The sequence below is a fragment of the Streptomyces sp. SP17BM10 genome, from assembly GCF_036322405.1.
Classification (GTDB): Bacteria; Actinomycetota; Actinomycetes; order Streptomycetales; family Streptomycetaceae; genus Kitasatospora.
Genome location: NZ_JAQYXB010000565.1, coordinates 20,647 through 46,779, shown reverse-complemented (window position 1 = coordinate 46,779; position 26,133 = coordinate 20,647). Strand labels below are relative to the sequence as shown.

Here is a 26,133-nt window from a genome sequence, read left to right as displayed (position 1 = left end):
GGACCCGGTCCCGAGCCCCGTCCCGCGACGCGCCGCCGGAAAACCGTCGGTTTTCCGGGCATCACGGACCGATCCCGGGTAAGACTGCACCCATGCTGGGCCTACCGGACGACATCCGCGCCTTCCTCTTCGACCTCGACGGAGTGCTCACCCAGACCGCCGTCGTGCACGCCGCGGCCTGGAAGGACACCTTCGACACCTTCCTGCGCGCCGAAGCAGCCCGCACCGGCGGGCAGTTCGTCCCCTTCGACGCCGTCACCGACTACGACACCTACGTCGACGGCCGTCCACGCCTCGACGGCACCCGTGCCTTCCTGCACAGCCGGGGCGTCGACCTGCCCGAGGGCACCGACGACGACCCGCCGAACGCCCCCACCGTGCACGGGATCAGCCTCGCCAAGAACGACACCGTCCTGCGGATGATCCGCGAGCAGGGCGTGCAGCCGTACGACGGCTCGGTGGCCTACGTGCGCCGCCTGCGCGAGCTCGGGCTGCCCCGCGCCGTGGTCTCCTCCAGCGCCAACTGCCGGGACGTGCTCCGGGCGGCGGGCATCGAGGACCTGTTCGACGTGGTCGTGGACGGGATCGTCGCCAAGCGCGAGGACCTCCCCGGCAAGCCGGCCCCCGACACCTACCTGTACGCGGCCCGGGTCCTCGGCGTCGAACCCGCGCACGCCGCCGTCTTCGAGGACGCCCTCGCCGGCGTCGCCTCCGGCCGGGCCGGAGGCTTCGGGGCGGTGGTCGGCGTCAACCGCACCGGCCAGGCCGGCGAACTGCGCCGGGACGGCGCCACCGTGGTCGTCGACGACCTCGCCGAACTGCTGGGGGAGCAGGCATGACCGTGTCCGGCACCTTCGTCGTCGAGCCGTGGCAGATCTCCGAACACGGCCTCGACCCGGCCTCGATGGCCCGCGCCGAGTCCGTCTTCGCGCTCTCCAACGGCCACATCGGCCTGCGCGCCAACCTCGACGAGGGAGAGCCGCACGGCCTGCCCGGTACCTACCTCAACGGCGTCTTCGAGCTCCGCCCGCTGCCCTACGGCGAGGGCGGCTACGGCTACCCGGAGTCCAGCCAGAGCGTCATCAACGTGACCAACGGCAAGATCATCCGGTTGCTCGTCGACGACGAGCCCTTCGACCTGCGCTACGGCGAACTCCTCGGCCACAAGCGCTGGCTGGACTTCCGCGACGGCCTGCTGCACCGCGAGGCCGAGTGGACCTCCCCGGCCGGCCGCACGATCCGGGTCCGCTCCACCCGGCTCGTCTCGCTCACCCAGCGCGCCATCGCCGCCGTCGAGTACTCGGTCGAGGCGGTCGACGGCCCGGTGCGCATCGTCCTCCAGTCCGAACTCGTCGCCAACGAGCAGCTCCCCGGCGGCCCCGAGGGCGACCCGCGCGCCGCCGCCGTCCTGGAGGCACCCCTCCAGCCCGAGGCCCACCACGCCGACGGGACGAAGGCCGTCCTGGTGCACCGCACCCGCTACAGCGGCATCCGGGTCGCGGCCGGCATGGACCACGTCATCGAGGGCCCCGAGCGGCTCGACACCGTCGCCGAGGCCGGCGCCGACCAGTGCCGGATCAGCGTCACCACCGTCCTCGAACCCGGACAGCGGCTGCGGCTGGTCAAGTTCATGTCCTACGGCTGGTCCGCGACCCGCTCGCTGCCCGCCGTCCGCGACCAGGTCGAGGCCGCGCTGACCGCCGCCCGGTACACCGGCTGGGACGGCCTCGTCGCCGAACAGGCCGACTACCTGCGGGAGTTCTGGAAGACCAGCGACATCGAGATCGAGGGCGACGTCGAACTCCAGCAAGCCGTCCGGTTCGCCGTCTTCCACGTCCTGCAGGCCGGCGCCCGCAGCGAGGAGCGCGCCATCCCCGCCAAGGGCCTGACCGGCCCCGGCTACGACGGCCACAGCTTCTGGGACACCGAGACCTTCGTCCTGCCGGTCCTCACCTACTGCCTGCCCGCCGCCGTCAACCAGGCCCTGCGCTGGCGGCACACCACCCTCCCGCTCGCCCGCGAACGCGCCGCCCAACTCGGCCTGGACGGCGCGGTGTTCCCCTGGCGGACGATCCGCGGCGAGGAGTGCTCCGGCTACTGGCCGGCCGGCACCGCCGCCTTCCACATCGGCGCCGACATCGCCGCCGCCGTCGCCCGCTACGTCCGGGCCACCGGCGACGACGAGTTCGAGCGCGAGTACGGCCTCGAACTCCTCGTCGAGACCGCCCGGATGTGGCGCTCGCTCGGCCACCACGACACCGCCGGCAAGTTCCGCATCGAGGGCGTCACCGGCCCCGACGAGTACAGCGCCATCGCCGACAACAACGTCTTCACCAACCTCATGGCGCAGACGAACCTGCGCGCCGCCGCCGAGGCCGCCGGCCGCCACCCCCGCGAGGCCGCCCTCCTCGGCGTCGACACCGAGGAGACCGCCGCCTGGCGCGACGCCGCCGCCGCGATGTACATCCCGTACGACGAGAGCCTCGGCGTCCACCCCCAGGCCGACGGCTTCACCCACCACCAGGTCTGGGACTTCGAGCGCACCCCGCCCGAGAAGTACCCGCTGCTGCTCCACTACCCGTACTTCGACCTCTACCGGAAGCAGGTCGTCAAACAGGCCGACCTCGTGCTCGCCATGCAGGTCCGCGGCGACGCCTTCACCGACGAGCAGAAGGCCCGCAACTTCGCCTACTACGAGCGCCTCACCGTCCGCGACTCCTCCCTCTCCGCCTGCACCCAGGCGGTCATCGCCGCCGAGGTCGGCCAGCTCGACCTCGCGTACGACTACACCGCCGAAGCCGCCCTCATGGACCTCCACGACCTCGGCGGCAACACCGGCGACGGCCTCCACATGGCCTCCCTCGCCGGGGCCTGCATCGCCCTCGTGGCCGGCCTCGGCGGCCTGCGCGACCACGGCGAGACGCTCTCCTTCCGGCCCCGACTGCCCGCCGGACTCACCAAGCTCGGCTTCTCGCTGATGGTCCGCGGCATGCTGCTCGAGGTCGAGATCACCCACGAGGGGACGACCTACGTGCTGCGCCGCGGCGAGGTCATGCACCTGTGGCACGACGGCGAGACTGTCCAGCTCAAGGCCGGGGAGCCGGTCACCCTCCCGACCACCGTCCCGCCCGCCCAGGAGCGCTGCGCCCAGCCCCCCGGCCGCGAACCCGCCCGCCGCCAGGCCCAGGCCGGCCTCGCGACGGGCAAGGTCGGCCAGAACCCCGACCACCTCGCCGCGGAGTGACGCGGGCCCGCCTCCCCGTTCACCCGTTCGGCCCGCCGGTCGTGCACCTGCGCCCTCCTCCCCGGAGGGTGCAGGTGTCCCGCGTCATCCGGCAGCCGATCGAGGAGACCCCGTGGCGAGCGTGGCCGAACAGATGGTGGAGGTGCTCCGGCAGGCCGGCGTGGAGCGGGTCTACGGCGTCGTCGGCGACAGCCTCAACCCGGTGGTCGACGCCATCCGCCGGGCGGAGGGCATCGGCTGGGTGCACGTCCGCAACGAGGAGGCCGGCGCCTTCGCCGCGGCCGCCGAGGCCGAGCTCAGCGGCCGGCTCGCGGTCTGCGCCGGCTCCTGCGGCCCCGGCAACACCCACCTCGTGCAGGGCCTGTACGACGCCCAGCGCAGCGGCCTGCCCGTCCTCGCGCTGGCCTCCCACATCCCGTCCGGGCAGATCGGCACCGGGTTCTTCCAGGAGACCCACCCCGAGCGGGTGTTCACCGATTGCAGCGGCTGGTGCGAGATGCTCTCGACCCCGGCCCAGCTGCCCCGCCTGCTGCGGATCGCGATCCAGCACGCGCTGGGCGCCCGCGGCGTCTCCGTGCTCGCCTTCCCCGGGGACGTCGCCGCGCTGCCCGCCGCCGGCCCGACCGGCAGCGGCCACTTCCTGACCGAGCAGGCCGTCGCCGCCCCGCCCTGGTCGCAGGTGCAGGCGCTCGCCGAACTGCTCAACTCGGCCCGCCGGGTGGCCCTCTTCTGCGGCGCCGGCGTCCGCGACGCGCACGCCGAGGTGCTGGCCGTGGCGGAGGCCCTGTGCGCGCCGGTGGGCCACTCGCTGCGCGGCAAGGAGTGGATCCAGCACGACAACCCGTACGACGTCGGGATGAGTGGCCTGCTCGGCTACGGCGCCTGCCACGAGGCCCTGCACACGGCTGACGTGGTGGTGCTGCTCGGCACCGACTTCCCGTACGACTCCTTCCTCCCGCAGGCCCGCACCGTCCAGGTCGACCACGACGCCACCCGGCTGGGGCGCCGGACGGTCCTGGAACTGGCCGTCCACGGGGACGTCGCCGCGACCCTGCGGGCCGTCCTGCCGTTGCTGGAGCCGAAGCCGGACCGGTCGTTCCTGGACGAGATGCTGCGCAAGCACTGCAAGGCGCTGGAGGACGTCGTCGGCGCCTACACCCGGGACATCGAGGCGCACCTGCCGATCCACCCCGAGTACGTCGCCTCGGTGCTCGACGACGTGGCCGCCCACGACGCGGTGTTCACCGTGGACACCGGCATGAACAACGTCTGGGCCGCCCGCTACCTCCAGCCGAACGGCCGCCGCCGGGTGATCGGCTCGTTCCTGCACGGCTCGATGGCCAACGCCCTGCCGCACGCGATCGGCGCCCAACTCGCCTGCCCCGGGCGGCAGGTGATCGCGATGGCGGGCGACGGCGGGCTCGGCATGCTGCTCGGCGAGCTGCTCACGGTGGCCAAGCACCGGCTGCCGGTGAAGACCGTGGTCTTCAACAACGGCGCGCTCGGCATGATCAAGCTGGAGATGCTGGTCTCCGGCTACCCCGAGTGGCAGATCGACAACGGCGACGTGGACTACGCCGGGATCGCGCGGGCGATGGGGATCCCGGCCAAGCGGGTGACCGAGCCGGCCCGGGTGCGGGAGGTGCTGGCCGAGGCCCTGGAGCGGCCCGGGCCCGCGCTGGTCGACGTGGTCACCGACCCCAACGCGCTGTCCATCCCGCCGCACATCACGGCCGCCCAGCTGAAGGGCTTCGCCCTGGCGGCCGGGCGCACGGTGCTCTCCGGCGGGGTGGGACGCATGATCGACCTGGCCCGGAGCAACCTGCGCAACATCCCGCGGCCCTGAGCCCGGGGCGGCTCCGCGGGTTTGCCCAGGAGGCAAATTCCTTGCCCCTGCGGCATGCGGGGTGTCCACTGGTCACATGACCACCAGCTCCACCGGCGCCCCCGCCGAAGGCGAGCAGTTCGACGACCAGGAGGTCGCCGGCCTCGCCGCCCGGCTCCGCGAGCACCGGCACAGCAGCCGCCTCACCCTCGAGGTGGCGGCCGCCCGGGTCGGGCTGTCCCCAGCCTATCTGTCCCGGCTGGAGACCGGCCGGCGCCAGCCGTCGCTGCCCGTCCTGCTCGGCCTCGCCCGCGCCTACGGCACGTCCGTCTCCGGGCTGCTGGGCGAGGCGATGACCGAACCCGACCCGGTGGTGCGCGGCGGCGTCATCGAGCCCGGCCGGGCCGGCGGCTGGGGCTACCGGCGGGCCGGCGCCCCCGGCCGGGCCATGCAGGCCCTGCGGGTCCACGTGCCGCCGGGCGTGCAGGACGCCGTCGTCCGGGTCCACCCGGGCGAGGAGTGGCTGTACGTGCTCCAGGGCGCCCTACGGCTGACCCTCGGCGACCGCGTCCACCACCTGGCCGTCGGCGACAGCGCCCACTTCGACTCGCTCACCCCCCACTGCATCGCCGCCGAGTCGGCGCACGGGGTCGAGCTGCTCTTCGTCCACACCCTGCTGCAGAGCCCCGGCGGCGAACTCTGCCTCGGCGGCGGGCCTGCCGCACCGCACTGAGGAGACACCCATGGCCGCTGACCCGACCACCCACACCTCGACCCCCGAGGCCCCCAAGACCATCGACGCCGGCAAGTGGGCCAACCGCCGCGTCGCCGTCCGCCTGGTCATCTACACCGCGGGCATCCACGCCTTCGCCGGCTTCATCATGCTCCTGTTCGAACTGGGCGGCCGGAACAAGTAGTCGGGGCCAGGGGGCCGGGCGGAGCGGAAGGCCCGGATCCGCACGCAGCCGCCACGCGGCACGCCGCACGTCATCGCTCGCGCAGCAACCCGCACAGCGCCGCCAGCGCGGCCGGGAACGCGTGCTCCGCAGGAGCGCCGTACCCGATCACCAGCGACGGCGGTCCGTCGGCGGCGGCCCCGTCCGCCCGGTGCCACGAGAGCCCGTTGAGCGAGACCCCGGCCGCCGCCGCCCGCGCCAGGAGTTCGGCCTCCGACGGCCCGTCCTGCGGCAGCCGCAGCACCGCGTGCAGCCCCGCCGCGATGCCGGTGACGCGGACGTGCGGGGCGTGTTCGGCGAGGGCGGCCACCAGCCGGTCGCGGCGGCGCCGGTAGTGCAGCCGGCAGCGCCGCACGTGCCGGTCGTACGTCCCGGAGGCGATCAGTTCGGCGAGCGTCAGCTGGTCGAGCACCGGCGCCATGATGTCGGTGAGCTGCTTCAGCCGGGCGACCGGTTCGACGAGCGCGTCCGGCAGGGCGAGCCACCCGAGCCGCAGGCCCGGTGCGAGGCTCTTGGCGGCCGTCCCGGCGTACACCACGCGCTCGGGGTCGAGGGCCTGCATCGCGCCGAGCGGCTGCCGGTCGTAGCGGAACTCGCCGTCGTAGTCGTCCTCGATCACGTACCCGTCGTGCTCGCGCGCCCACTGCACCGCCGCCGCGCGCCGGTCGGCGGCGAGCGGCGCGCCGGTGGGGAACTGGTGGGCGGGGGTGAGCAGGACACCCCCGACCCGGTCGTCGAGCAGGTCCACCCGGGCCCCGGCGTCGTCGAGCGGGAGCGGGACGGTCGCGAGCCCGGCCGCCCGGGCGACGGCGTGCTGCGGCGGCAGGCCGTACGCCTCGACGGCGAGGGCGTCGGCCCCGCGGTCCCGCAGGGCCGCGCACAGCAGCCCCAGGCCCTGCGTCACGCCGCCGCACACCAGCAGGTGGTCCGGGTCGGTGCGGACCCCGCGCACGCGCGCCAGGTAGTGGGTCAGCGCCTCCCGCAGCTCGGGGCGACCGAGCGGCGAGCCGTACCCGAGGACCTCGTGCGGCGCGGTGGCCAGCGCCCGGCGGGCGGCGGCGAGCCAGGCGGTGCGCGGGAAGAGCGACAGGTCGGGCCGGCCGGACATCAGGTCGTGCCGCGCGGCGGGGCGTTCCGGCAGCGGCCGGGCGGTCCGGTGCACGGGCGGCCGGGGCGCGGTCCTCCCCCAGCCTCCGGCCGGGGGGACCCCCGTGGCGACGGTCGTGCCGGAGCCCTGCCGGGAGGTGAGCCAGCCCTCGCCGGTGAGCTGGCCGTACGCCTCGACGACGGTGTTGCGGGCGATCCCGAGGTCCTCCCCGAGCGCCCGCGAGGAGGGCAGCCGGGTGCCGGGGGCGAGCCGTCCGTCCTGCACGGCCTCGCGCAGCGCGTCCTCCAGGGCGGCCCGCAGCCCGGTCCCGGCGGCGCGCCGCCCGGTGAGGTCGAGGTGCAGGTCGCCGCCGAACGCGCTCCACGAAGTGCTCATCGACGGGATTATCCCGCGTCGCCGCCGAGCCGCGGGTGGTGACGGTGCATCGCGGCGAGGACCTCTTCGAGCGGGACGGGGAGGGCGTTGGCGGCGATGTTCGCCGGTCCGTACCCGAGGGAGCGGTTGGGGCCGGCGCTCGCACGGACGAGCCGGGGCGCGCGGGCCAGGTAGGCGTCCGGGTCGTGCAGGACGACCTCGATCATCTGCTGGGAGCTGCCGCGGACGCTCATCGTGCGGAGCCGCACGCCGGCGATCTCGGCCCAGCCGATGCGGCCGAGCTGGACGTGCTCCAGGCCGTCGGCGTCCAGCACCAGTTCGGGCCGGTTGCGCACGAGCCGGCGCAGGAGCACGAAGGAGCAGAACCCGAAGAACGGCACGGCCAGCGCGCCCCCGACGAGGCCCTTGAGGGTGGCGTGGTGCCACAGCAGCACCGCGCCGCCGACGGTGAACCCGATCGAGGCGAGCAGGAGGAGGAGAACGTTGCGTCTCGACAGCGCGTAGACGGTCGGAGGAAGGCTTTCGTTGATCATGGCCGGTCACCGTAGCGCCCACCCGGGGACCCGCCGGACCCGGGATGCCCGCCCGTCGTGAAACCCTAGAGCGAGAGGTAGACCGCGCTGCCGACGCCGGCCACGAAGCAGTAGACGGCGAACGGCGTCAGGCTGCGGGTCTCGAAGTACTTGGTGAGGAAGCGCACCGACACGTACCCGGCGACGAAGGCGGCGATGCTGCCCGCCACGACCGGGCCGAGGACGGCGGAGTTCTCCGGCTTGAACAGCTCGGGCACCTTGAGCGCCGAGGCGGCGATGATCACCGGCGTGGCGAGCAGGAAGGAGAACCGGGCGGCGTCCTCGTGGTGCAGTCCGCGCAGGATGCCGGTGCTCATGGTGACGCCGGAGCGGCTGATGCCGGGGAAGAGCGCGAGGATCTGGGCGGCGCCGATCCAGGTGCCCCGCCGGTAACCGAGCCGGGCGATCCGGTGGTCGGAGGCGATCGCCGGGTCCAGCCCGGGCTCGTCGGGCTCCGGGGCGGCGTGCCCGGCCCGCCGGCGGCCGGTGCCGCCGCGCTTGAGGCGCTCGGCGCCGAGCAGCACGAGCCCGTTGAGGGCGAGGAAGACGGCGGCCGGGACCGGCTTGCCGAGCGCGTTGCGCAGGGCCTTCTCGAAGGCGAGGCCGGCGATGCCGACCGGGATCGTGGAGACGATGAGCAGCCAGGCGAGCTTCTCGTTGCGGGTCTCCACGCGGCGGTGGCGGATCGAGCTGAACAGGCCGCCGATCACGCGCAGCCAGTCCTTGTAGAAGAAGACCACCAGCGCGAGCGCGGTGGCGAGGTGCAGGCCGACCAGCACGGAGAGGTACGGGGAGCCCTCGGCGGTCATGTCCAGGTCGTGCTGGACCTTCCCGCCGATGATCGCCGGCAGCAGGATGCTGTGGCCCAGGCTGGAGACCGGGAAGAGTTCCGTCACACCCTGCAGCAGGCCGACGCCTATCGCTTCCGGGTAGGTCAGGGTGGACATCGCGCACCTTCGCTCGGGGATCTGATCAGGGGGAGCCCCGGCGAAGCTACTACGGGGATGTAGACGCCCGGCAGGCCTGAGGCCGGAAGTTCATCGAGTGGACGTCTCGCCGCAATCCGGCGCGGCAGAGCGCCCGTTCAGGCGGCGGCCGGGTGCGCGACCCGCGCGTGGACGAGCAGCACGTGCACCCACACGGCGAGCAGCGCCCCGGACGACACGGCGTGCTCGGCCGCGTGGCTGAGCGCCAGCGCGGCGCCCGCGGCGACGAGCGCGGTGCCGGTCACCAGCAGGGCGGCGGTCAGGACGTCCGCGGGGCGGGGGCGGTTCATCGTGGTGCTCCCTCGGGGTCGACGGAGCACCACGATGCAACCTCCCGCTGCGGCAGGTTCAAGCGCTTTTTCGCCGACGGGCCGCGGAACCGTCCCGGCTCAGCCGAGCGGCACCCGCCGCCACGCCGCCTGCCCGGCGGCGACCGTGGCCGGCCCGAAGTCGTAGCGCAGCCGCTGCGGCCCGAGGGCGAGCAGCGAGATCGAGGACGAGCCCCAGATCCGTCCGTCGCCGAAGTCGCGCCGCTGCACGAGCGCCGCGTCGTCGTCCGGCGCGAGCCCGTCCCCGCGGACGACGGGCAGCCAGGCGCCCCACGCGTCCTCGACGGTCCCGTGGGCGCCCGGCTCGGGCCGGGGCTCGGCCTCGAAGCGGGCCCGGAAGTGCGCGGCGCGGGCGGCCATCAGGGCGCGGATCCGCTCGGAGGTGGTCCGGCTGTGGGCGAGGCCCTCCGGGCCGTCGTTGAGCACGACGCTGAGGCCGGTGGGCAGTGGGTGCTCGACGAGCCGCCCGTCGCCCCAACTGGCCACCCGGGCGCCGTCGGGACCGGCCAGCACGAGGTGGAACGGGTCGTACGGGGTGAGGTCGAGGTGGCCGACGCCGCCCTCGCGGAGCGCGGTCAGCGGCAGCCGGCCGCGGGAGAGCCGCGTCCCGGCGGGGGCGAGCGGCCCGAAGCCGTTGAGCAAGCACGCGGTCGTGCGCCGCCCGGGGTCGGCGGCGAGCCAGGTGCCGCCGGCGGCGAGGTCGAGCCCGCCGACCAGCTCCGGGTGCTCGGGCCAGTGGCGGGCCGGCGGGAGCCAGCGGCGCCCGAGGTACTCGTCCCGGACGGCGAGGAGCAGGAGGGGCACCGCCGACCCGGGCTCGATGCTCACGAACGCCGTACACACGATCCTGTCCCCCTGGTTCCGTCCCGTTTCAGCGATCCTCGCACGCCAGTTCGCCCACCGGAACACCGGTGGGCCCCGGAGAACGGACCGGGGAAGTGGCCCAAGAACACCACGGCTGAATGCACCATGCCGTAGGGCCATTCCGTCCCTACGCTGGTGATCATGACGACGACGAACGAGACCGCGAGCACCACCGGCGCGCCGGTCCCGGCGCCCGCCCAGCGCCTCGCGATGCACCGGCTCGCCCCCGAGTACTACTCCGCGATGATCGCCGTGGACCGCGCCTCCCGGACCGGCCTCGACCCCCGGCTCGCCGAGCTGGTCAAGGTCCACGCCTCGATGATCAACGGCTGCGCCTTCTGCATCGACATGCACGCCACCGACGCCGCGAAGGGCGGCGAGCAGGACCACCGCCTGATCTCGCTGCCGGCCTGGCGCGAGACCCCGTGGTTCACCGCGAAGGAGCGCGCCGCCCTGGCGCTCACCGAGTCCGTCACCCTGCTGACCCGGGGGCACGTGCCGGACGCCGTCTACGACGAGGCCGCCGCCCACTTCGAGGAGGCCGAACTCGCCCAGCTGATCGGCCTGATCGCCACCATCAACGCCTGGAACCGGATCGGCGTGACCTCGCGCCTCAGCCCGGCCGCGAAGTGAGGGGGAGCGCCGTGACGACGCAGCAGGACAAGGCCCGGCTCCTGCACGGGCTGCACCGCGCCGGCGAGCCGCTCGTGCTCGCCAACGCCTGGGACGCGGTGAGCGCCCGGTTGGTCGCCGACGCCGGTGCCCGGGCCGTCGCGACGGCCAGCGCGAGCGTCTCCTGGACGCTCGGCAGCCCGGACGGCGGCGGCGCCGACCGCGACCTGGTGCTGGCGCAGACCGCGCTCGTCGTGCGCGCGGTGGAGCAGCCGGTCACCGCCGACCTGGAGAGCGGCTACGCGGACACCGCCGCCGGGGTCGGCGAGACGGTGACGGCGCTGCTCGCCACCGGCGCGGTCGGCGTGAACCTGGAGGACGGCGGCCGCCCGCTCGACGAGGCGGCCGAGCGGATCGCGGCGGCCCGGGCGGCGGCGGACGCGGCCGGGGTGCCGCTGTTCGTGAACGCGCGGACGGACGTCTTCCTGCACGGGATCGGCGAGCCCGAGGGCCGCCTGGAGGACGCGGTGCGCCGCCTGCGGGCCTACACGGAGGCCGGAGCGGACGGCGTCTTCGCGCCCGGTGTGGCCGACCCGGAGACGATCGCCGCACTGGTCGCGGCGGTCCCCGCCCCGCTCAACGTGCTGGCCGCGCCCGGCTCGCCGTCCGTCCCGGAACTGGCGAAGCTCGGCGTCGCGCGGATCAGCCTCGGCCCGGGCCTCGCCAAGGTGGCGTTCGCGGCGGTCCGCCGGGCCGCCGAGGAGGTGTACGCGAGCGGCACGTACACCGCCCTCGACGGCGGGCTGACCTACCAGGAGCTCAACGGGCTCTTCCAGGGCTGACGGGTTCGTCCGGGCCGGCCGGGCCTGCCGGGGCTGCCGGACCTTCCGGGCCCGACGGCCCGGACGCCCGTGCCGGCGACGGCGGATCGGCCGACCGCACCGGGGTCGGTCAGCCGATCTGCCCGCTGAGCCCGGGGTGGGTCATCTGGTTGGTCCCGATCTTCTCCACCTCCTGGGCGGTGTGCCCGACCACCGGAAGCCGGCCGGCGGTGTGAATGGCGAGGTCGGCGGGGGAGACGGTGAGCCCGTCGGTCAGACCGCCGGTGGCGTCCGGGGAGGAGGCGGTCTGGCTGGTGGCGGAGGCGGCGGGCGCGGCGAGGGCGAGGCCCGCCATGGTGAGGGCGGCCAGGGTGGCGAGTTTCTTCATGCCCTGCCGAACGACCCGGGCCGCCCTCGGGTAACCGGACGGCTCAGACCGTCACCCTCAGGGTTCGCACGCTGTTGCTGATGAACGAGGCGATCGGCTCCGGCTCCGCGTCCGGCGCGAGGGCGAGGCCGGGGAAGCGCTCGAACAGGTGGCGCAGTGCCGTCTCCGCTTCCAGCCTGGCCAGCCCGGAGCCGAGGCAGAAGTGCGGCCCGTGCCCGAGCGACAGGTGCCGGTTGGGCCGCCGGGTGATGTCGAAGGCGTCGGCGTCCTCGTGGTGCCCGCCGTCGCGCCCGGCCGCCGCGTACGAGGCGAGCATCGCCTCCCCGCGCCGGATGACGACGTCCCCGACCTCGATGTCCTCGATCGCGTACCGCAGCGGGAACTGCCCGACCGGTGAATCGTGGCGCAGCGTCTCCTCGACCACCGCCGACCACGGCTGCTCGCCGTCCAGCACCAGCCGCAGCTGCTCGGGGTGGGCCAGCAGGGCGCGGACGGCGTTGGTGATCAGGTTGAGCGTGGTCTCGTGCCCGGCGACCAGCATCAGCAGCAGCGTGCCGACGAGTTCGGCCTCGCTGAGCTTGTCCTGGGCCTCGCGGGCGGCGATCAGGTCGCTGGTCAGGTCGTCGCCGGGTTCGGCCCGCTTGGCCGCGACGACGGACGCGAGCAGCGCGTTGAGGCCCTGCTGCGCGGCGATGGCCGCGGCCGGGGTGGCCGAGCTGGAGACGAGCGTGTCGGACAGCTCGTGCAGCTCGTCCTGCTGCTCGACGGCGAGGCCGAGCAGTTCGCCGATCACCTGCATGGGCAGCGGGTAGGCGAAGTGGGCCCGCAGGTCGAACGGGCCCTCCAGCTCGGCGACGGCGTCGAGCAGGGCGACGGCCCGCGCCTCGATCGCGGGCGCCAGGTCGGCGATCCGGCGCGGCGTGAAGGCCTGGCTGACGAGCCCGCGCAGCCGCCGGTGGTCCTCGCCGTCGGCGGTGACCATCCCGGGCACGGTGACGAAGTTGAGCAGCGGCCAGCCCTCGGGCAGCCGGCCCTCCCGGAAGTCCGTCCACAGCCGGGCGTTCTTGCCGACGCGGGGGTCGGCGAGCAGCGTCTGCAGCGTGGCGTGGTGGGTTATCGCCCAGACCACCACCCCGCCAGGGAGCTCCACCAGGACCGCCGGGCCGGCGTCCCGGAGCCGGGCGTTCTCGGTGTGCTGGTCCCGTCCGAAGGGGTCGAGTCGGACGGGCCGGGGGCCGGTTCCTCTGGGAGCGTCGGCGGTGTCCATGCGGGCCTCTCGGGGGTGGGCGGACGGGGCGGGGTGAAGGCGCTGTAGAGCACCGGCAGGCTGAGCAGCGCGCGCGACCACGGGGAGGGGCGCCAGGCCAGCTCGACCGGCGGAACGGCGAGCTGGAGGTCCGGCAGCCGGTGCAGCAGGGTCTCGACGGCGGTCTCGACGATGATCCGGGCCGGGTGTTGCGCCGGGCAGACGTGTTGGCCCGCGCCCCAGGCCAGGTGGGCGCGGTTGCCGCCGAGCGAGCCGTGCGCGGCGGCGGCCACGCCCTGGGCGGCGGGGTCGGCGTTGGCGGCGGCCAGACCGAGGACGAGCATGTCGCCGGCGCTGATGTACTGGCCGCCGAGCACGGTGTCGGTGGTGGCCCAGCGGCCGGGGAAGTTCTGCGTCGGCGGGTCGCGCCAGAGCACCTCCTCCAGCGCGTCGGAGACGGTGAGCCGGCCGCCGGTGAGGGTGGCCCGGAAGCGGCGGTCGGTGAGCAGCAGCCGCAGCGTGTTGCCGGTCCAGTTGATGCTGGTCTCGTTGCCCGCGACCATCAGCACCACCAGGTGGTGCACCGCCTCCTCGTCGGTCAGCCCGGCCGGGTGGGCGAGCAGCCAGGAGGTGAGGTCGGCGCCGGGGGCGGTCCGGCGGCGGCGCACCAGGTCGACCAGGATCGCCTGGAACTCGGCGCTGGCGCGTACCGATTCGCGGCCGCTGTCGACGAAGTGGCTGATCAGCTCGATCAGTCGGGGGCCGGCCGCGGCGGGCAGGCCCACCAGCTGGGTGAAGACCAGCAGCGGCAGCGCGCGGGCGTACTGGGCGATCAGGTCGGCGGTGCCGTCCGGGCCCCAGCTGTCGATGAGCCCGTTGGCGGCGGCCTCGGTGGTCCCGCGCAGCTGGTGGTGATCGATCTGGGCGAGGGTGTCCGCGACGGCGGCGCGCAGCCGCTGGTGCTCGGCGCCGTCCAGGTTGAGCAGCGTGGGGCGCCACGCGGTCATCGGCAGCAGCCGGGAGTCGGCCGCCAGCCGGCCCTCGGCGGGCACCCGCCAGCGCCGCGAGTCCTTGGAGAACAGCGTCTCGTTGCGGGTGAGTTCGAGCAGTTCGGCGTAGCCGAGGACGAGCCAGGCCTCGACCCCGGGCTCCAGCTCGATCGGCGCGACCGGCCCGTAGCGGGCGCGCAGCCGGGCGTACAGGCCGTGCGGGTCGTCGGCGACGGCGGCGCCGTACAGCGGGGTCAGCGGGACACCGGTGGGCAGGCCGCCGCCGTGGCCGGCGGGGCACCCCGAAGCGGTCGGCCGTTCGGGCGTGCTCACGCGGCCGCCTCGCCGTGCTCGGCAGGGACGTTCGCCCGTGCGCGCCTCTCGGTCACTCTCCGCAGGCCTCCGGCCGGGGGGACCCCCATGCTTCGTTCGCTCATCCCTGGAGCTCCAGGACGGACGTCCGGTGCAGGTGGTCCACGAAGTCGATCAGCAGGTCGTAGGACTGCCGCCGGTCGCGGGCGTCGCAGTAGAGGATCGGCACCTCGGGCAGCACGTCGAGCGCGGAGCGCAGTTCCTCCTCCGGGTAGGTCGGGGTGTCCGGGAAGACGTTGACGGCCACCGCGAACGGGATCCGCTGCTCCTCCAGCCGGCCGAGCACCTCGAAGCTCTCGTCCGGCCGTCGCAGGTCGACCATCGCGATGGCGCCGAGCGCGCCGCGCGACAGGTCCTCCCACAGCGGCCAGAACCGCTGCTGCCCGGGCGTGCCGAACAGGTACAGCGCGAGCCGGGGGTTGAGCGTGATCCGGCCGAAGTCCAGCGCGACCGTGGTCGTGGTCTTGTCCCCGCGTCCGGTGAGGTCGTCGACGTGGCTGCTCGCGGCCGTCATCGTCTCCTCGGTGCGCAGCGGGGTGATCTCGCTGAGCGAGCCGACCAGCGTCGTCTTGCCGACCCCGAACGGGCCGGTGACCAGGATCTTCACCGCCCCCTGGACGGAGGACGGCAGGTACTGCGGGTCGGCGGGCGCGGGGACGGCTTGCGCGGGCGTGGCTTCAGCGGAGTTGGCGGAGGCCAACGAGCACCTCTTCCAGGAGTGTTGTGGGCAGGCGTTCGGCCTGCGGGACGGGCGGGAGCACCTGCACGGCGCCGAGGTCCCACAGGTCGCCGACCAGCACCTTGACGACGCCGAGCGGCAGCCCCAGGTGGGCCGCCACCTCGGCGATGGACAGCAGGCTGCGGCACAGGCCGAGGATGCGCCGGTGCTCCCGGTTCAGCAGGGCGTGGTCGGGGAGTTCGGGCGCGTCCGGTAAGACGCTGACCAGACTCTCGATCGCGAGCTCGGGCCGGGTGGAGCGGCTGCGGCCGCCGGTGATGACGTACGGGCGGACCGGCCCGTTCACCGCGGGTCCCCCGCCGCGTGGTCGACCCGCGGCGGGCTGGTGAGGTGGGTGCCGATCCGCTCGACCAGGACCTGCATCTGGTAGGCGACCAGCCCGGCGTCGACCGCCTCGCCGGTCACCACGGCCAGGTGCGCGCCGGCCCCGGCGGCGACGATGAACAGGTACCCGCCCCCGTACTCGATGATGATCTGCCGGGTCGCGCTGGCGGGCCCGCCGAAGCCCACCGCGACCCCGCGCGCCAGCGACTGCAGGCCGGAGCAGGCGGCGGCGAGCCGCTCGGCGTCCTCGCGCACGATGCCCGCGGTGCGGCCGATCTCCAGGCCGTCGTTGGAGACGACGACGGCGTGCTGGACCTCGGGCACGGCGACGATGTCGGCGAGGAGCCAGCCGAGATCAGGGGTGGTGGTCATGGAACTCTCCGGAGCGCTGGGGAAGTCGGGGGGACGCGGGACGGAAGGGGTCGTCGTGGGCCTGGGCCCGGGCGGCCGAGCGGCCGCTGGCGGTGCCGGCCTGGAACATCGCCATGAACGCCTGCGCGTCCCGGGCCGAGCGGTACGGCGGCGCGGGCGGCGCAGGCGGGGGAGCGGCGTGCTGCCCGGTCTTGCCGGCACGGTCGCGCCGGTGGCTCCGGCGGGGCAGCGGCGGCGGAGCCGGGTCGTCGGCGGGGGAACCGGCGGAGGGGGGAGGACCTGCGGACAGGGGGGCCGCCGGCGGCGGGGTGTCCAGCAGGGGGTGGCCGCCCACCACGGGGGAGTGGTGGGGGCCGGCGCCGAACGCCCGGTCGTCCGGCCCGAGGCCGGGGACGGTCGGCGGAAGCGGTTCGGTGAGCAGCGCGTTCGGCAGCAGCACGACCACGCGCACGCCGCCGTACGGTGAGGGAGCCGAGCTGAGCGTGACCCGGAAGCCGTACTGCTCGGCCAGCCGGCCCACCGCCGCGAGGCCCAGCTGCGGCACCTCGCCCAGCCGGGACACCTCCAGCGTGCTGCCGCCGGCCAGCGTGGCCGCCGCCTTGGCGACGGCCTGTTCCGGCATGCCGACGCCGCCGTCGTCGATCTCGATGACGGCGCCGTTGTGCACCGGCATCAGCGTGACGAACACCTGGGTGCTGGGCGGGGAGTAGCGGGTCGCGTTGTCCAGCAGCTCGGCGACGGCGTGGATCAGCGCCTCGGCGGCGGCGCCCACCACGGCGGTCTCGATCCGGCTGCGCACCACGACCCGCTGGAACGGCAGGATGCGCGACTGGGCGCCGCGCACGACGTCCTCCAGCGACACCGGTTCCGGCCAGTGCCGCCCGGCCCGCGCCCCGCACAGCACGGCCAGCGTCTGCGCCAGCCGGGCCTGTTGGGCCGCGGCGTGGTCGGCCTTGAGGAGGCCCTCCAGCAGTGCCGGGTCGTCGTGGGTGCGCTCCATCTCGTCGAGCAGGGCCTGCTGGTCGTGGGCCATGACGAGGATCCGGCGGGCCACGCTGAGGAAGGCCCGCTGGGTGGAGGCGGTGTGCTCCTGCTCCTGCTGGACGGCCGCCAGTTCCTCGCCCCGGCTGGAGAGTTCGGCGGCCAGCTGTTCCTGGAGCCGGGCGACGTCGCGGCGCAGCCGTTCGGCCCGGCGCCGGTGGGTGACGGAGACCGCGTGGTAGCGGGCGGCGGTCACGAGGGCGAGCGCCGCGAGCACGCCGGCTGCCGTTGCGCACCACTGAGTCATCGTCACGCGGCGAATTCTAGGGTGATGATCCTACGAAGGTGTGAACGGATCTCGCCAAGTGACCGGATCTCGTCAAAATCCAGTCAATTCGGCGCCGATCCAACCTCGTTCGCCCTCGATCGGCCTGCCGGGCGGCCGCACTTCCCCTGCGGTTCCTCCCTACTCGGACACTTCGGACACGTGGGGAATGGCCGAGTCGCGTCCCGGGATGTGTGGGGAACGTGTGCACGGTGTTGCGGACGGGATCACATCCGGTGCAGGAGCAGCAGGGCCACGTCGTCCGGCCGGGAGCGGCGCCCGGTCACGTTCAGGGTCAGCAGGTCCGCCAGCCGCTCCAGCGCGGGCTCCGGGCCGATCCGCCCGGGCCCGGTCTGCCGCGCCCACAGCTCCAGGCCGCCCAGCATCCGCTGCACCGACTCGTCGTAGTCCTCCTCGCGGTCCTCCACCAGCCCGTCCGTGTACACCAGCAGCGTCTCGCCCTCCGCGAGCCGTCCCGTCGTCAGGTCGTAGGGCTGCCCCGGGTCCACCCCCAGCGGCGGACCGCCCGGCAGGTCCAGCTCGACCGCCCGCGCACCGGCGATCCGCACCGGCGCCGGATGGCCCGCCCGGGCCGCGGTCATGCGGCCGTCCGCCGGGTCCAGGGTCAGGTAGAGGCAGGTCGCGAACAGCTCGGTGTCCAGCTCGGCCAGCAGCCGGCTGGTCCGCCCCAGGGTGGCCGCCGGATCGTGCCCGTCCGTCGCGTACGCCCGCAGGCCGCTGCGCAGTTGGCCCATCACCGCGGTCGCCTCGGCGTTGTGCCCCTGCACGTCGCCGATCACCAGCCCGATCCGGCCGTCCGGCAGCCTCAGCAGGTCGTACCAGTCGCCGCCGATCTGCATCCCCTCGGTGCTCGGCAGGTAGCGGGCGGCGCTCGCGATGCCCGGCAGCCGGGGCAGCGTGCGCGGCAGCATCGCGCGCTGGAGCTCGCCGGCGCGGTGGTGGTGGGTGTCGTACAGCCGGGCCCGCTCCAGCGACTGCGCCAGGATGCCGGCGAACGCCGAGTACAGGGTGCGGTCCTCGTGGCCGAAGGTCCGCTCGGTCGCGAAGGTGATCAGGCACGAACCCACCTGCCGTCCGGAGGCGACCAGCGGCAGCACCGCCCAGGCCGCCGGGCCGTTCCCGGCGGGCGTGCGGCCGGGCTCGCTGAACAGCGGGGCGGAGTGGGCCGACGACCGCTGCATGACGTCCTCGGACAGGTCCGCCGACCGCGTGGGGTCCGCGTGCAGCACGCCTCCGCGGGCGGTGTGCGCGTAGGGCAGCAGCCGACCCTCGTCCACCAGGTCCAGCACGATGCTCGCGGCCCCGAACGACGGCCGGGCCACGTCCGTCACGGCGGCGGTGACGTCCCGCACGGTCACCGCCCGCGACAGCGCCCTGGTCAGCGTCAGCAGCAGCGCCGTGCGCGCCGCGCCGGCCGTGTCCCTGCCGTCCTGCCCGCCCTGTCCCGGCCGCTCCCCGGCGGCGGCGCCCTGCTCCGCGAGCAGCCCCGCGACGCGCACCGGCCGGTCGTGGACGTCCAGCATCACCTCGCCCGACTCCTCGACCCGCACCACCCCACCGGACCGGCGCACCACCCGGTACTCGATCCGGTACGGGCCCCCGGCGGCCAGCGCCTGCGCCATCGCCGCCCGCACGTCCGGCAGGTCCTCCGGGTGGACGATCCGCTCCAGCTCCGGCGCCGAGCCGTCCGGCGCCACCGGCTGGCCCGTCACCCGGAACGCCTCGGCGTCCCACGCGCTCTCGCCGGTCACCAGGTCCCGCTCGAACGCCCCGTGCCGCGCGGCCCGCGCGGCGAGCGACAGCATCGGGCGGCCCGGCGCCCCGGCCCGCCCGGCCGGCGGGCCCTGCGGCAGTCGGCCGTCCGCGTGGTCGAGCAGGTGCGCCAGCCGGTGCGCGCACGCGTCGCCGATCGTCTCCAGCACGTCCAGGTCGCGCAGCGGCACCGTGCCCCGGTGGGCCAGCGCCAGCGCCAGCACCCCGATCGGCCGCTCGTCGACGATCATCGGCAGGGCGATCACCGCGACCATCCCGGTGCCCGGCCCGGCGTCCTCGTTCGGGTGGTCGGCACTCGTGTGCGCGGGCGACAACAGGTACGGCCGGCGCAGTCGCAGCGCCGTCGCGGCCGGCAGGTCACTGCCCGGATCGATCGTCCCGTACCGCTCGTGCGCCCACCGGGGCAGCCCGTGCGAGGCCGTCAGCCGCAACATCCCGGCGGAGTCCAGCAGGTAGAGCGCCGAGCCCTCCCCGGTGATCCAACTGGGCCCGTCGGCGAGGACGGTGGCCAGCATCTCGGCCGCCGTCGTGCTCCTCAGCAACAAGCGCACGCAGCGCATCGCACTGCGCACCGCCCGGTTCTCATCCTCGACGGGAGCCACTGGTTCTTCATACCTCATTTCCCCACCCCACGAGCCCCAGGCACCTCCCCCGCCCTGGCGGCCACGCCTCCACCCCGGCACCCGGTTCCCACCCCACCCGGGCCCGCCCCCTCCTGCCCGCGGCGGGCTGTCCCTTGCCCCCTCAGCCAGCGGGTCCCTCAGCCGGCGGGCCCCAGCCGGCGTACCAGCACCAAGGTCCGGTCGTCGGCGACGTCCCGTGCGATCGTCCGCACGAGCTGCTCCGCCGCGCCCCGGGTGAGCTCCTGCTGCGTGCGGTGGGTCCGCAGCTCCGGTTCCGCGGCGGCCAGCAGCCGGAGCACGCCCTCGTCCAGGTCCCTGCCCGGCACCTCCACCAGGCCGTCGCTGAACAGCAGCAGCGAGTCCCCGTGCGCCAGTCGCCCGGTCGAGGCCGGGTAGGGCGCGCCGGGGATCAGGCCCAGGGCCGGGCCGCCGTGCGCGGCGAGGTCCCAGCGGCCGCCGTCCGCCCGGCGGAAGCGCGCGGGCGGCGGGTGGCCGGCGTTGAAGAGGCGGTAGTCGCCGGTGGCCGGGCGCAGCGCGAGGTGGACGGCCGTCGCGAAGTGGTCGTCCCAGCCCATCCGGACGAGGTGGTCGTTGGCCGCCGGCAGGAACGCCTCCGGCGGCACCCGCCCCAGCAGCATCCCGAAGGCGCCCGACAGGTGCGTGGACCGCGCGGCGGCCCGGCTGCCCTTCCCGGACACGTCCACGAGGAGCAGCTCCAGCAGGTCGTCCTCGGGGCGGTGGGTGCAGAGGAGGAAGTCCCCGGAGAAGGAGGTGCCGCCGGCGGGGGCGAGGGCGCTGTCGAAGTGCCAGTCGAGGAGGCGGTCCGGGAGCCGGGCGAGGGTCCTGGTGTGCTCGGCGAGTTCCAGGAGCATGGAGTCGCCCTGGGTGCCGCGCAGCCCGAGCCGGTGCCGGAAGCGGTTCGCGACCAGCACCGTCGCCCCGGTGGCGGCGAGGACGAGGGTCACCCCGAGCCGCACGCACTGTGGGTCCTGCAGCGCGGCCCCGAGCGCACTGCCCGCGACGGCCGCGCACACGAGCACCAGCAACCGCCCGCGCGGCAGCACGAGCCCGCCCACGACGAGCGGCAGCACGAGCGCCGACGGGGGCCAGCTGTACGGCAGGGCGAGCGGCAACAGCCCGAGCAGCACCGTGAGCCCGAGCAGCACGACAAGCGCGTCCCGCCCCGCCCGCACGTCCCCGTCCAGCAGCCGCCCGTACCAGCGCCGCACCAAGCCCTCCACCAGAACAACGGTGGGCGGCCCCGATCATGACCCCCCAGTCAGCCCCGCCACACTAACCCCCGGCAAAACCGCCCCCTCACCCACACCAACGTCATACGCCCTCCCGACCCCCGCCACCTTCTCTCCTCACCCAGGAACCCGCCCCTGCCGACGTCCGACGCACCCGGGGCGCCGGACAAAGACGGTCCTTTCCGCCGCGCCCCGCGGGCTCCTGCCGCCGCCCCGCGCGAGAAGTCGGTCCCGGCGACTTCTCGATCCCGACTCAGGCCTTCGGCCAGGTGTGGAGGCCGCTCGTCAGGGTCGTGATGAGGCGGTCGTGGGTGACGGTGAGGTCTTCGGCGAGTTGGAAGGCGCCGGTGATCGAGAGGGAGGCGAAGCCGTGGGCCAGGGAGCGGACGGTGCGGGCGGCGTGGATGGCTTCGGAGCCGGCGAGGCCGTACTCCCGCAGCACCGCGACGATCACCCCCACCAGCCGGGCCGCCGCCGTGTCGAGGTCGTCGTCCGCCTGGGGCGCCTGCGGCAGGGCGTTGTAGCGGTGCGGGTACTCCGTCGCGTAGGCGTGGTACGCGCGGAGGACGGCGGCGACGGCGTCGTCCCCGCTGCGGCCGACGGCGGCGTCGGCGAGCCGGGTGGCCAGTTCCTCGGTGACGCGGACGGCGATGAGCCGCCGGAGTTCGGCGAGGCCGCCGCTGACGTGCTTGTACAGGGAGGGGGTGGCGACGCCGGCCCGGGCGGCGACGGCGGCGAGGGTGAGGCCGTCCGCTCCCTGGTCGTCGATGAGGGCGAGGGCGTGGTCGACGACCTGCTCGGGCGTCAGTCCGACTCGGGGCATGGCTCGGTCTCTCGGTCTCTCTGTTTCGATCCGGGGAGGGTGCTCAGGCGATCTCGGCGAGGAAGGGCAGCAGGGCGTCGGCGACGGCCTGCGGGTTGTCGGCCATCGGGTAGTGCCCCGACCCGTCGATCATCACCTTCCGGGCGCCGAGCGCCGCGGTCTGCCGGTCGGCGACGACCTCCGGCTTCGGGAAGTCGGGGTCCTTGGTGCCCATGAGGACGAGCGCCGGGCACCGCACGGCGGCGCTCCAGCCGACGGGCGAGGAGTCGCCGCGGACGTGGCCGCGGGTGGCGGTCCTGCGGCCGGGGGTGCGCAGCGCGTCGACGAGCCCGGCCACGTACGCGTCGAAGTCGGCCGGCTTGGCGCCCGGGTAGGCGAGCTTGCGGTGGTAGAACCCCCAGAACGCCGGCCAGTTGATCACGACCGTTCCCATGGCGTGGACGACGCCGCGCATGAGGGCGTTCTGCGGGAGGTTCTCGATGAAGGCGTCGATCAGGACGATCCCGGCGACCCGTTCGGGCGCGTCCCCGGCGACCTTGACGACGGTCGCCCCGGTGTAGGAGCTGCCGGCCAGGACGGCCCGCTCGATGCCGAGGTGGTCGAGCAGGGCGAGGACGTCGGCGGCGATGGCGCCCGGCGCGTAGTCGTCCCAGACGATCGAGGACTCGCCGAAGCCGCGCAGGTCCATGGTGATGACGCGGCGGCCGGCGGCGGTGAGCAGCGGGACGAGGTGCCGGTACGAGCGGCGGCTGTCGAGCATCCCGGGGAGGAGGACGACGGGGGTGCCGTCGCCCTTCCGGGTGTCGTCGAAGGCGATCCGGCCGCCGGGAACGTCGAGGTACTGGGTGTCCGGGGTGGTGGTGCCGTTCATGGTGGGCCTCCTCGGTCCGCTGCTGCGGTGGCTACCGGCGGTGCTGCCGATAGCCATAAAGCTAAGGCTAATAGCCTTAGCCGTCAAGCTGCCGGCCTACTCCGATGGGAAGAGGCCGCAGCGCCGAGCGGCAGCCCCGCCCCTGGGGTGCCCCCGCCGCTCGGGCGCCCCGCGTCCTCAGGTCCCCTCGACCTTGAACGGGTCGTGCTCGCTGAGCAGCTTCTCCAGTCGGGCCTGGTCCACCCGGGTGACGATCTCGTTCGTCTCCTGCCTGTCCCGGATGACCTTGGCGAGCGTGAAGGACGAGGTGACGGTGTAGAGCAGGCCGATCCCGAGGAAGGCCCGGGTCCAGGCCCCGACCGGCAGGTAGGCGATCCCGATGGCGAGGGCGGTGCCCGACAGGGCGAAGGAGAGCACGGCCTGAAGGTGGTACGCGGCCGTGGTGCGGGACTGCATCGGTGCGTTCATGGCGCCAGGATCGCGGCGGCCGGGCCCGCCGCACATGAGTAGGGGTACTCAGATGGGCCCGTTCGGGCCGCCGTGCGGTGACGCCCGATCACGTTAAGTGGTGTCAGGGGTGGGCAAGAGGCGCAAATCAGTCATAGGGCACAAGCCGCCCGCCCGGTTGTCGGCCGTCCCGGGCGGACGGCTTGGAATCAGGGCGTCCTAGGATTAACGTTTGATAACGCAGCGCGGTCGAAACGCCGTACCCAGACGGCACCGTGCGCCGTCGCCTAATCCCGCCGGCCGGCCTCCGGGCAGGTCAGGGAGCCGGGGAACCACGTTCCTTGGGGTGAATCGGCGGGGCCCCGGCCCGGCCGTAGGAGACCTTCCTGCTCCGAACCCGTCAGCTAACCCGGTAGGCGCGAAGGAAGGAAAGGAGCACGCCTCCGTGGCGTCGACGCACACCCCGGCACAGCCCGCCGGCCCTGCCGCCGGTACCCAGCTCCTCGACCACCCCCGTCCGGTCGAGGACGAGTTCCCGGCCCCGGAGGCCGAGGCCAACCGCCACCGGATGCCGCGTCAGACCCGCGGAGCCTCCCCGCTGCTCGGCGTCACCGCCGTCGCCGCCACCCTGGGCGCCACCGGCTTCGCCTCCGCGACCCCGGCCGCCGCGCCCGCCGTCGAGGCCCCGGACGAGGCCCCGGTCGCGCTCTCCGCCGACCCCGGCCTCGCGCTCGCCGCCCGCATCCAGCAGCAGGCCGACGGCCAGCGCACCGCCGCCGAGGAGAGCGCCCGCGTGCAGGCCGCGCAGGAGGCACAGGCCAAGGCCGCCGCCAAGGAGGCCGAGGCGAAGAAGGCCGCCGACGACGCCGAGAAGGCCAAGGCCGCCGCCCTCACGCTGCCGGTGCGCGACTACAACCTGAGCGCCCACTACGGCCAGAGCGCCCGCTACTGGGCGCACCTGCACACCGGCCTGGACTTCGCCGCCGACACCGGCACCGCCGTGTTCGCGGTCGGCCAGGGCACGATCACCTCGGCCGGCTGGTCCGGTGCGTACGGCTACCGGATCGTCGAGACGCTGCCCGACGGCACCGAGATCTGGTACTGCCACCTCTCCTCGATCATCAAGGGCAGCGGCCAGGTGACCTCCGGCCAGCAGATAGGCAAGGTCGGCGCCACCGGCAACGTCACCGGCCCGCACCTGCACCTGGAGGTCCGCCCGGGCGGCGGCGCCCCGGTCGACCCGGAGACCTGGCTCCAGCAGCGCGGCCTCAACCCCTGAACCCCCGCCGAAGAGCAAGGCCCCGACCGTCACCGGCCGGGGCCTTCCCGGTTCAGTCCCCTTCCGGCACCTCCGACGCCTCCGATCCTTCCGGAGCTTCCGGCAACCGGGCCAGGTACGCCTCGATCTCCGCCGACCCCGGCTCCGGCGCGAGCTCCGGGAACTCCTCGACCAGCAGCCGTGGCAGTCCCGGCACCGTCCACTCGCCGAACAGCGCGAGCGCCGCCTCCACCGCCGCGTCCTCGAACTGCCCGAAGTCCCCGGCCAGTTCGTCCGGCATCGGCCGCCCCAGCGCGTTCAGCTCGGCGAGGTTGCGGTAGCTGCGCCGCATCAGGCCCTGCTCCAGCAGCCGCCGCGCGCCGTCCGTGGCCATGCCGACCGAGAGCACCCGGCCGGGGCCCCAGCCCTGCTCGTCCGGCTCGTCCAGCCACCCGGCCTCCGCCAGTGCGCCGAACGCGTCCAGCCGCTCCTCCTCGGCCAGTTCGAGGAACCCGGCGAGCCAGTCCCGCACCGCCTCCCCGTCCGCGACGTCCACTCCGTGCGCGCGCAGCAGGACCGCGTACAGCCGGGGCCACGTCACCAGGTCGGCCCGGCGCAGCAGTCCCGCCGCGACCTCGCCCTGCCACTCGGCCTCGGCGTGCAGCCGCTCCTGCCGCTTGGCGTTGAGCCGCTTCGCCGCCCGCTGGTGGTCGACCAGGAGCCGTACGGCCTCGCCGTACGCGAACGGGTCGTCGTCGGGGGCGGGCTGGACGTACAGGTGGAGCCGCTCGTACAGCAGGTGCTCCACGGCGTCCGAGGTCAGTTCGGGCCAGCCGTCGCGCATCCTGCCCTCGCCCAGCTCCAGCAGCGCCAGCACCGCGCGCACCGGCGCCTCGGCCACCGGGGTGCGGCCCTCCGCCGCCGCCCAGGCGAGCAGGTCGGCGGCCCTGGTGCGCGGGGCGAGCCGCAGGTCTTCGTCGTTCATAGCTCGAACGGTAACCGCTGGTCGGGGGTAGGGTCGGCAGCCATGGTCCCCGTACGTCTCACCGGCCCCCGGCTGGCCATCCGCGAGTACCGCCACACCCCGGAGGAACTGGACGCGCTGCACGCGCTGTTCGGCGACCCGGAGGTCACGCGGTACCTCCCGTTCGAGCCGCGCGACCGCGAGGACTGCGCGGACCAGCTCGCCCTCTACCTGGAGGGGGCGATGGAGGAGGAGCGCGACACCTACCGGCTGGCCGTCACCCTCCACACCGGGCCCGGCGCGGACGACGACCCGGCGGACGCCCCGCCGATCGGCCAGGCCGCCCTCACCGTCGGCCCGTACCGGTCCGCCGAGCTCGGGTACGTGCTGCGCCGGGACGTCTGGGGGTACGGCTACGGGAGCGAGATCGCCCGGCTGCTGTGCGTCCTCGCCTTCGACCGCCTCGGCCTGCACCGGCTGGCCGCGTCCGTGGACGTCGACAACACGGCCTCCGTCCGGGTGCTCGGGAAGCTCGGCTTCCAGCGGGAGGGCCGGATCCGGCACGACGTCCTCAAGGGCGGCATCTGGTCCGACTCGTACCTGTACTCGCTCCTCGCCGACGAGTGGCGGGGGAGCGGTACGGGCGAAACGGTGGGCACGGGGGGTTAACCCCAC

General features: G+C 74.5%; 27 protein-coding genes and 1 riboswitch. Of the genes, 9 read left to right on the top strand and 18 right to left on the bottom strand.

All coding sequences use genetic code 11. The annotated features are described in order from the left end of the window. The first annotated feature begins 92 nt into the window (after positions 1–92). The 5 genes from PUR71_RS15100 (at position 93) to PUR71_RS15080 (ending at position 5,986) form a co-directional block, all read left to right on the top strand. The gene (locus PUR71_RS15100) at positions 93–839 is read left to right on the top strand and encodes an HAD family hydrolase (protein ID WP_329927499.1); all 747 of its coding nucleotides are present in this window, start codon (positions 93–95) and stop codon (positions 837–839) included. Next, a complete protein-coding gene (locus PUR71_RS15095; protein WP_329927498.1) occupies positions 836–3,244 on the top strand; it encodes a glycoside hydrolase family 65 protein in 2,409 nt (802 codons plus the stop codon). The genes PUR71_RS15100 and PUR71_RS15095 overlap by 4 nt, the downstream gene beginning before the upstream one ends. Positions 3,245–3,377: 133 nt before the next feature. Beyond that, complete coding sequence (locus PUR71_RS15090) at positions 3,378–5,090, top strand: pyruvate dehydrogenase (RefSeq protein ID WP_443077452.1); 1,713 nt, start codon at positions 3,378–3,380, stop codon at positions 5,088–5,090. Between the two features lie 76 nt (positions 5,091–5,166). Further along, on the top strand, positions 5,167–5,802 hold the full coding sequence (locus PUR71_RS15085; protein WP_329927496.1) for a helix-turn-helix domain-containing protein: 636 nt from the start codon (positions 5,167–5,169) through the stop codon (positions 5,800–5,802). A gap of 10 nt (positions 5,803–5,812) precedes the next feature. Next, positions 5,813–5,986 carry a DUF6126 family protein gene (locus PUR71_RS15080; protein ID WP_329927495.1) on the top strand — a complete coding sequence of 58 codons (174 nt, stop codon included), beginning with the start codon at positions 5,813–5,815 and terminating at the stop codon, positions 5,984–5,986. A 70-nt stretch (positions 5,987–6,056) separates the two neighbouring features. Here PUR71_RS15080 and pdxR read toward each other — a convergent pair whose 3' ends face one another. The 5 genes from pdxR to PUR71_RS15055 all read right to left on the bottom strand — a co-directional run bounded on the left by pdxR (position 6,057) and on the right by PUR71_RS15055 (position 10,223). Further along, positions 6,057–7,508, bottom strand: coding sequence for a MocR-like pyridoxine biosynthesis transcription factor PdxR (gene pdxR / locus PUR71_RS15075; RefSeq protein WP_329927494.1), 1,452 nt, complete (start codon positions 7,506–7,508; stop codon positions 6,057–6,059). A gap of 8 nt (positions 7,509–7,516) precedes the next feature. After that, entirely contained in the window at positions 7,517–8,041 is a 525-nt protein-coding gene (locus tag PUR71_RS15070; RefSeq protein ID WP_329927493.1) for an STM3941 family protein, read from the bottom strand. Positions 8,042–8,106: 65 nt separating this feature from the next. Continuing rightward, positions 8,107–9,027, bottom strand: a complete 921-nt coding sequence (locus PUR71_RS15065) for an undecaprenyl-diphosphate phosphatase (RefSeq protein WP_329927492.1) — start codon at positions 9,025–9,027, stop codon at positions 8,107–8,109. 137 nt (positions 9,028–9,164) lie between these two features. Beyond that, the gene (locus PUR71_RS15060) at positions 9,165–9,356 is read right to left on the bottom strand and encodes a hypothetical protein (protein WP_329927491.1); all 192 of its coding nucleotides are present in this window, start codon (positions 9,354–9,356) and stop codon (positions 9,165–9,167) included. A 99-nt stretch (positions 9,357–9,455) separates the two neighbouring features. Continuing rightward, a complete protein-coding gene (locus PUR71_RS15055; RefSeq protein ID WP_329927490.1) occupies positions 9,456–10,223 on the bottom strand; it encodes an NRDE family protein in 768 nt (255 codons plus the stop codon). Positions 10,224–10,400: 177 nt separating this feature from the next. On the opposite strand from PUR71_RS15055, the gene PUR71_RS15050 reads away from it, so the two are divergent. After that, positions 10,401–10,892 carry a carboxymuconolactone decarboxylase family protein gene (locus PUR71_RS15050; protein WP_329927489.1) on the top strand — a complete coding sequence of 164 codons (492 nt, stop codon included), beginning with the start codon at positions 10,401–10,403 and terminating at the stop codon, positions 10,890–10,892. 11 nt (positions 10,893–10,903) lie between these two features. After that, positions 10,904–11,713: an isocitrate lyase/PEP mutase family protein gene (locus PUR71_RS15045; protein WP_329927488.1), complete on the top strand. Its 810-nt coding sequence runs from the start codon at positions 10,904–10,906 to the stop codon at positions 11,711–11,713. A gap of 109 nt (positions 11,714–11,822) precedes the next feature. On the opposite strand, the gene PUR71_RS15040 is transcribed toward PUR71_RS15045, so the two are convergent. The 12 genes from PUR71_RS15040 to PUR71_RS14985 all read right to left on the bottom strand — a co-directional run bounded on the left by PUR71_RS15040 (position 11,823) and on the right by PUR71_RS14985 (position 23,257). Continuing rightward, positions 11,823–12,080, bottom strand: coding sequence for a hypothetical protein (locus tag PUR71_RS15040; RefSeq protein ID WP_329927487.1), 258 nt, complete (start codon positions 12,078–12,080; stop codon positions 11,823–11,825). A 43-nt stretch (positions 12,081–12,123) separates the two neighbouring features. Continuing rightward, positions 12,124–13,230 carry a cytochrome P450 family protein gene (locus PUR71_RS15035; protein ID WP_329927486.1) on the bottom strand — a complete coding sequence of 369 codons (1,107 nt, stop codon included), beginning with the start codon at positions 13,228–13,230 and terminating at the stop codon, positions 12,124–12,126. After that, positions 13,194–14,648, bottom strand: a complete 1,455-nt coding sequence (locus PUR71_RS15030) for a cytochrome P450 (protein WP_329927485.1) — start codon at positions 14,646–14,648, stop codon at positions 13,194–13,196. Before PUR71_RS15030 ends, PUR71_RS15035 begins: the two co-directional genes overlap by 37 nt. Positions 14,649–14,748: 100 nt before the next feature. Further along, positions 14,749–15,318 (bottom strand): GTP-binding protein, encoded by a 570-nt coding sequence (locus PUR71_RS15025; RefSeq protein ID WP_329927530.1) that lies wholly within the window; start codon positions 15,316–15,318, stop codon positions 14,749–14,751. Positions 15,319–15,364: 46 nt separating this feature from the next. Next, entirely contained in the window at positions 15,365–15,712 is a 348-nt protein-coding gene (locus PUR71_RS15020) for a DUF742 domain-containing protein (RefSeq protein WP_329927484.1), read from the bottom strand. Beyond that, the gene (locus tag PUR71_RS15015; protein ID WP_329927483.1) at positions 15,709–16,122 is read right to left on the bottom strand and encodes a roadblock/LC7 domain-containing protein; all 414 of its coding nucleotides are present in this window, start codon (positions 16,120–16,122) and stop codon (positions 15,709–15,711) included. The genes PUR71_RS15020 and PUR71_RS15015 overlap by 4 nt, the downstream gene beginning before the upstream one ends. After that, positions 16,106–17,410, bottom strand: coding sequence for a sensor histidine kinase (locus tag PUR71_RS15010; RefSeq protein WP_329927529.1), 1,305 nt, complete (start codon positions 17,408–17,410; stop codon positions 16,106–16,108). Before PUR71_RS15010 ends, PUR71_RS15015 begins: the two co-directional genes overlap by 17 nt. Before the next feature lie 245 nt (positions 17,411–17,655). After that, on the bottom strand, positions 17,656–19,824 hold the full coding sequence (locus PUR71_RS15005; RefSeq protein WP_329927482.1) for a SpoIIE family protein phosphatase: 2,169 nt from the start codon (positions 19,822–19,824) through the stop codon (positions 17,656–17,658). Between the two features lie 158 nt (positions 19,825–19,982). After that, a complete protein-coding gene (locus PUR71_RS15000) occupies positions 19,983–21,086 on the bottom strand; it encodes a PP2C family protein-serine/threonine phosphatase (protein ID WP_329927481.1) in 1,104 nt (367 codons plus the stop codon). 262 nt (positions 21,087–21,348) lie between these two features. Beyond that, positions 21,349–21,918 (bottom strand): TetR/AcrR family transcriptional regulator, encoded by a 570-nt coding sequence (locus PUR71_RS14995; protein WP_329927480.1) that lies wholly within the window; start codon positions 21,916–21,918, stop codon positions 21,349–21,351. Between the two features lie 43 nt (positions 21,919–21,961). Beyond that, a complete protein-coding gene (locus tag PUR71_RS14990; RefSeq protein ID WP_329927479.1) occupies positions 21,962–22,789 on the bottom strand; it encodes an alpha/beta fold hydrolase in 828 nt (275 codons plus the stop codon). Between the two features lie 177 nt (positions 22,790–22,966). Then, positions 22,967–23,257, bottom strand: a complete 291-nt coding sequence (locus PUR71_RS14985; RefSeq protein WP_329927478.1) for a YiaA/YiaB family inner membrane protein — start codon at positions 23,255–23,257, stop codon at positions 22,967–22,969. Positions 23,258–23,510: 253 nt separating this feature from the next. Further along, positions 23,511–23,669: riboswitch (cyclic di-AMP (ydaO/yuaA leader) on the top strand. Positions 23,670–23,681: 12 nt separating this feature from the next. On the opposite strand from PUR71_RS14985, the gene PUR71_RS14980 reads away from it, so the two are divergent. After that, positions 23,682–24,515 (top strand): M23 family metallopeptidase, encoded by an 834-nt coding sequence (locus PUR71_RS14980; RefSeq protein WP_329927477.1) that lies wholly within the window; start codon positions 23,682–23,684, stop codon positions 24,513–24,515. A 52-nt stretch (positions 24,516–24,567) separates the two neighbouring features. Here PUR71_RS14980 and PUR71_RS14975 read toward each other — a convergent pair whose 3' ends face one another. Next, positions 24,568–25,479, bottom strand: coding sequence for a hypothetical protein (locus PUR71_RS14975; RefSeq protein ID WP_329927476.1), 912 nt, complete (start codon positions 25,477–25,479; stop codon positions 24,568–24,570). 42 nt (positions 25,480–25,521) lie between these two features. Here PUR71_RS14975 and PUR71_RS14970 point away from each other — a divergent pair, with 42 nt between their 5' ends. Further along, complete coding sequence (locus tag PUR71_RS14970) at positions 25,522–26,127, top strand: GNAT family N-acetyltransferase (RefSeq protein ID WP_329927475.1); 606 nt, start codon at positions 25,522–25,524, stop codon at positions 26,125–26,127. Positions 26,128–26,133 lie beyond the last annotated feature (6 nt).

Excerpts from the sequence above, each read along its gene's own strand:
- PUR71_RS14970 (WP_329927475.1), top strand. The coding sequence starts at position 25,522 with ATGGTCCCCGTACGTCTCACCGGCCCCCGGCTGGCCATCCGCGAGTAC.
- PUR71_RS14975 (WP_329927476.1), bottom strand. The coding sequence starts at position 25,479 with ATGAACGACGAAGACCTGCGGCTCGCCCCGCGCACCAGGGCCGCCGAC.
- PUR71_RS15065 (WP_329927492.1), bottom strand. The coding sequence starts at position 9,027 with ATGTCCACCCTGACCTACCCGGAAGCGATAGGCGTCGGCCTGCTGCAG.
- PUR71_RS15040 (WP_329927487.1), bottom strand. The coding sequence starts at position 12,080 with ATGAAGAAACTCGCCACCCTGGCCGCCCTCACCATGGCGGGCCTCGCC.
- PUR71_RS14990 (WP_329927479.1), bottom strand. The coding sequence starts at position 22,789 with ATGAACGGCACCACCACCCCGGACACCCAGTACCTCGACGTTCCCGGC.
- PUR71_RS15100 (WP_329927499.1), top strand. The coding sequence starts at position 93 with ATGCTGGGCCTACCGGACGACATCCGCGCCTTCCTCTTCGACCTCGAC.
- PUR71_RS14985 (WP_329927478.1), bottom strand. The coding sequence starts at position 23,257 with ATGAACGCACCGATGCAGTCCCGCACCACGGCCGCGTACCACCTTCAG.
- PUR71_RS14995 (WP_329927480.1), bottom strand. The coding sequence starts at position 21,918 with ATGCCCCGAGTCGGACTGACGCCCGAGCAGGTCGTCGACCACGCCCTC.
- PUR71_RS15050 (WP_329927489.1), top strand. The coding sequence starts at position 10,401 with ATGACGACGACGAACGAGACCGCGAGCACCACCGGCGCGCCGGTCCCG.
- pdxR (WP_329927494.1), bottom strand. The coding sequence starts at position 7,508 with ATGAGCACTTCGTGGAGCGCGTTCGGCGGCGACCTGCACCTCGACCTC.
- PUR71_RS15095 (WP_329927498.1), top strand. The coding sequence starts at position 836 with ATGACCGTGTCCGGCACCTTCGTCGTCGAGCCGTGGCAGATCTCCGAA.
- PUR71_RS15060 (WP_329927491.1), bottom strand. The coding sequence starts at position 9,356 with ATGAACCGCCCCCGCCCCGCGGACGTCCTGACCGCCGCCCTGCTGGTG.
- PUR71_RS15070 (WP_329927493.1), bottom strand. The coding sequence starts at position 8,041 with ATGATCAACGAAAGCCTTCCTCCGACCGTCTACGCGCTGTCGAGACGC.
- PUR71_RS15010 (WP_329927529.1), bottom strand. The coding sequence starts at position 17,410 with ATGACTCAGTGGTGCGCAACGGCAGCCGGCGTGCTCGCGGCGCTCGCC.
- PUR71_RS15080 (WP_329927495.1), top strand. The coding sequence starts at position 5,813 with ATGGCCGCTGACCCGACCACCCACACCTCGACCCCCGAGGCCCCCAAG.
- PUR71_RS15085 (WP_329927496.1), top strand. The coding sequence starts at position 5,167 with ATGACCACCAGCTCCACCGGCGCCCCCGCCGAAGGCGAGCAGTTCGAC.
- PUR71_RS15015 (WP_329927483.1), bottom strand. The coding sequence starts at position 16,122 with ATGACCACCACCCCTGATCTCGGCTGGCTCCTCGCCGACATCGTCGCC.
- PUR71_RS15090 (WP_443077452.1), top strand. The coding sequence starts at position 3,378 with ATGGTGGAGGTGCTCCGGCAGGCCGGCGTGGAGCGGGTCTACGGCGTC.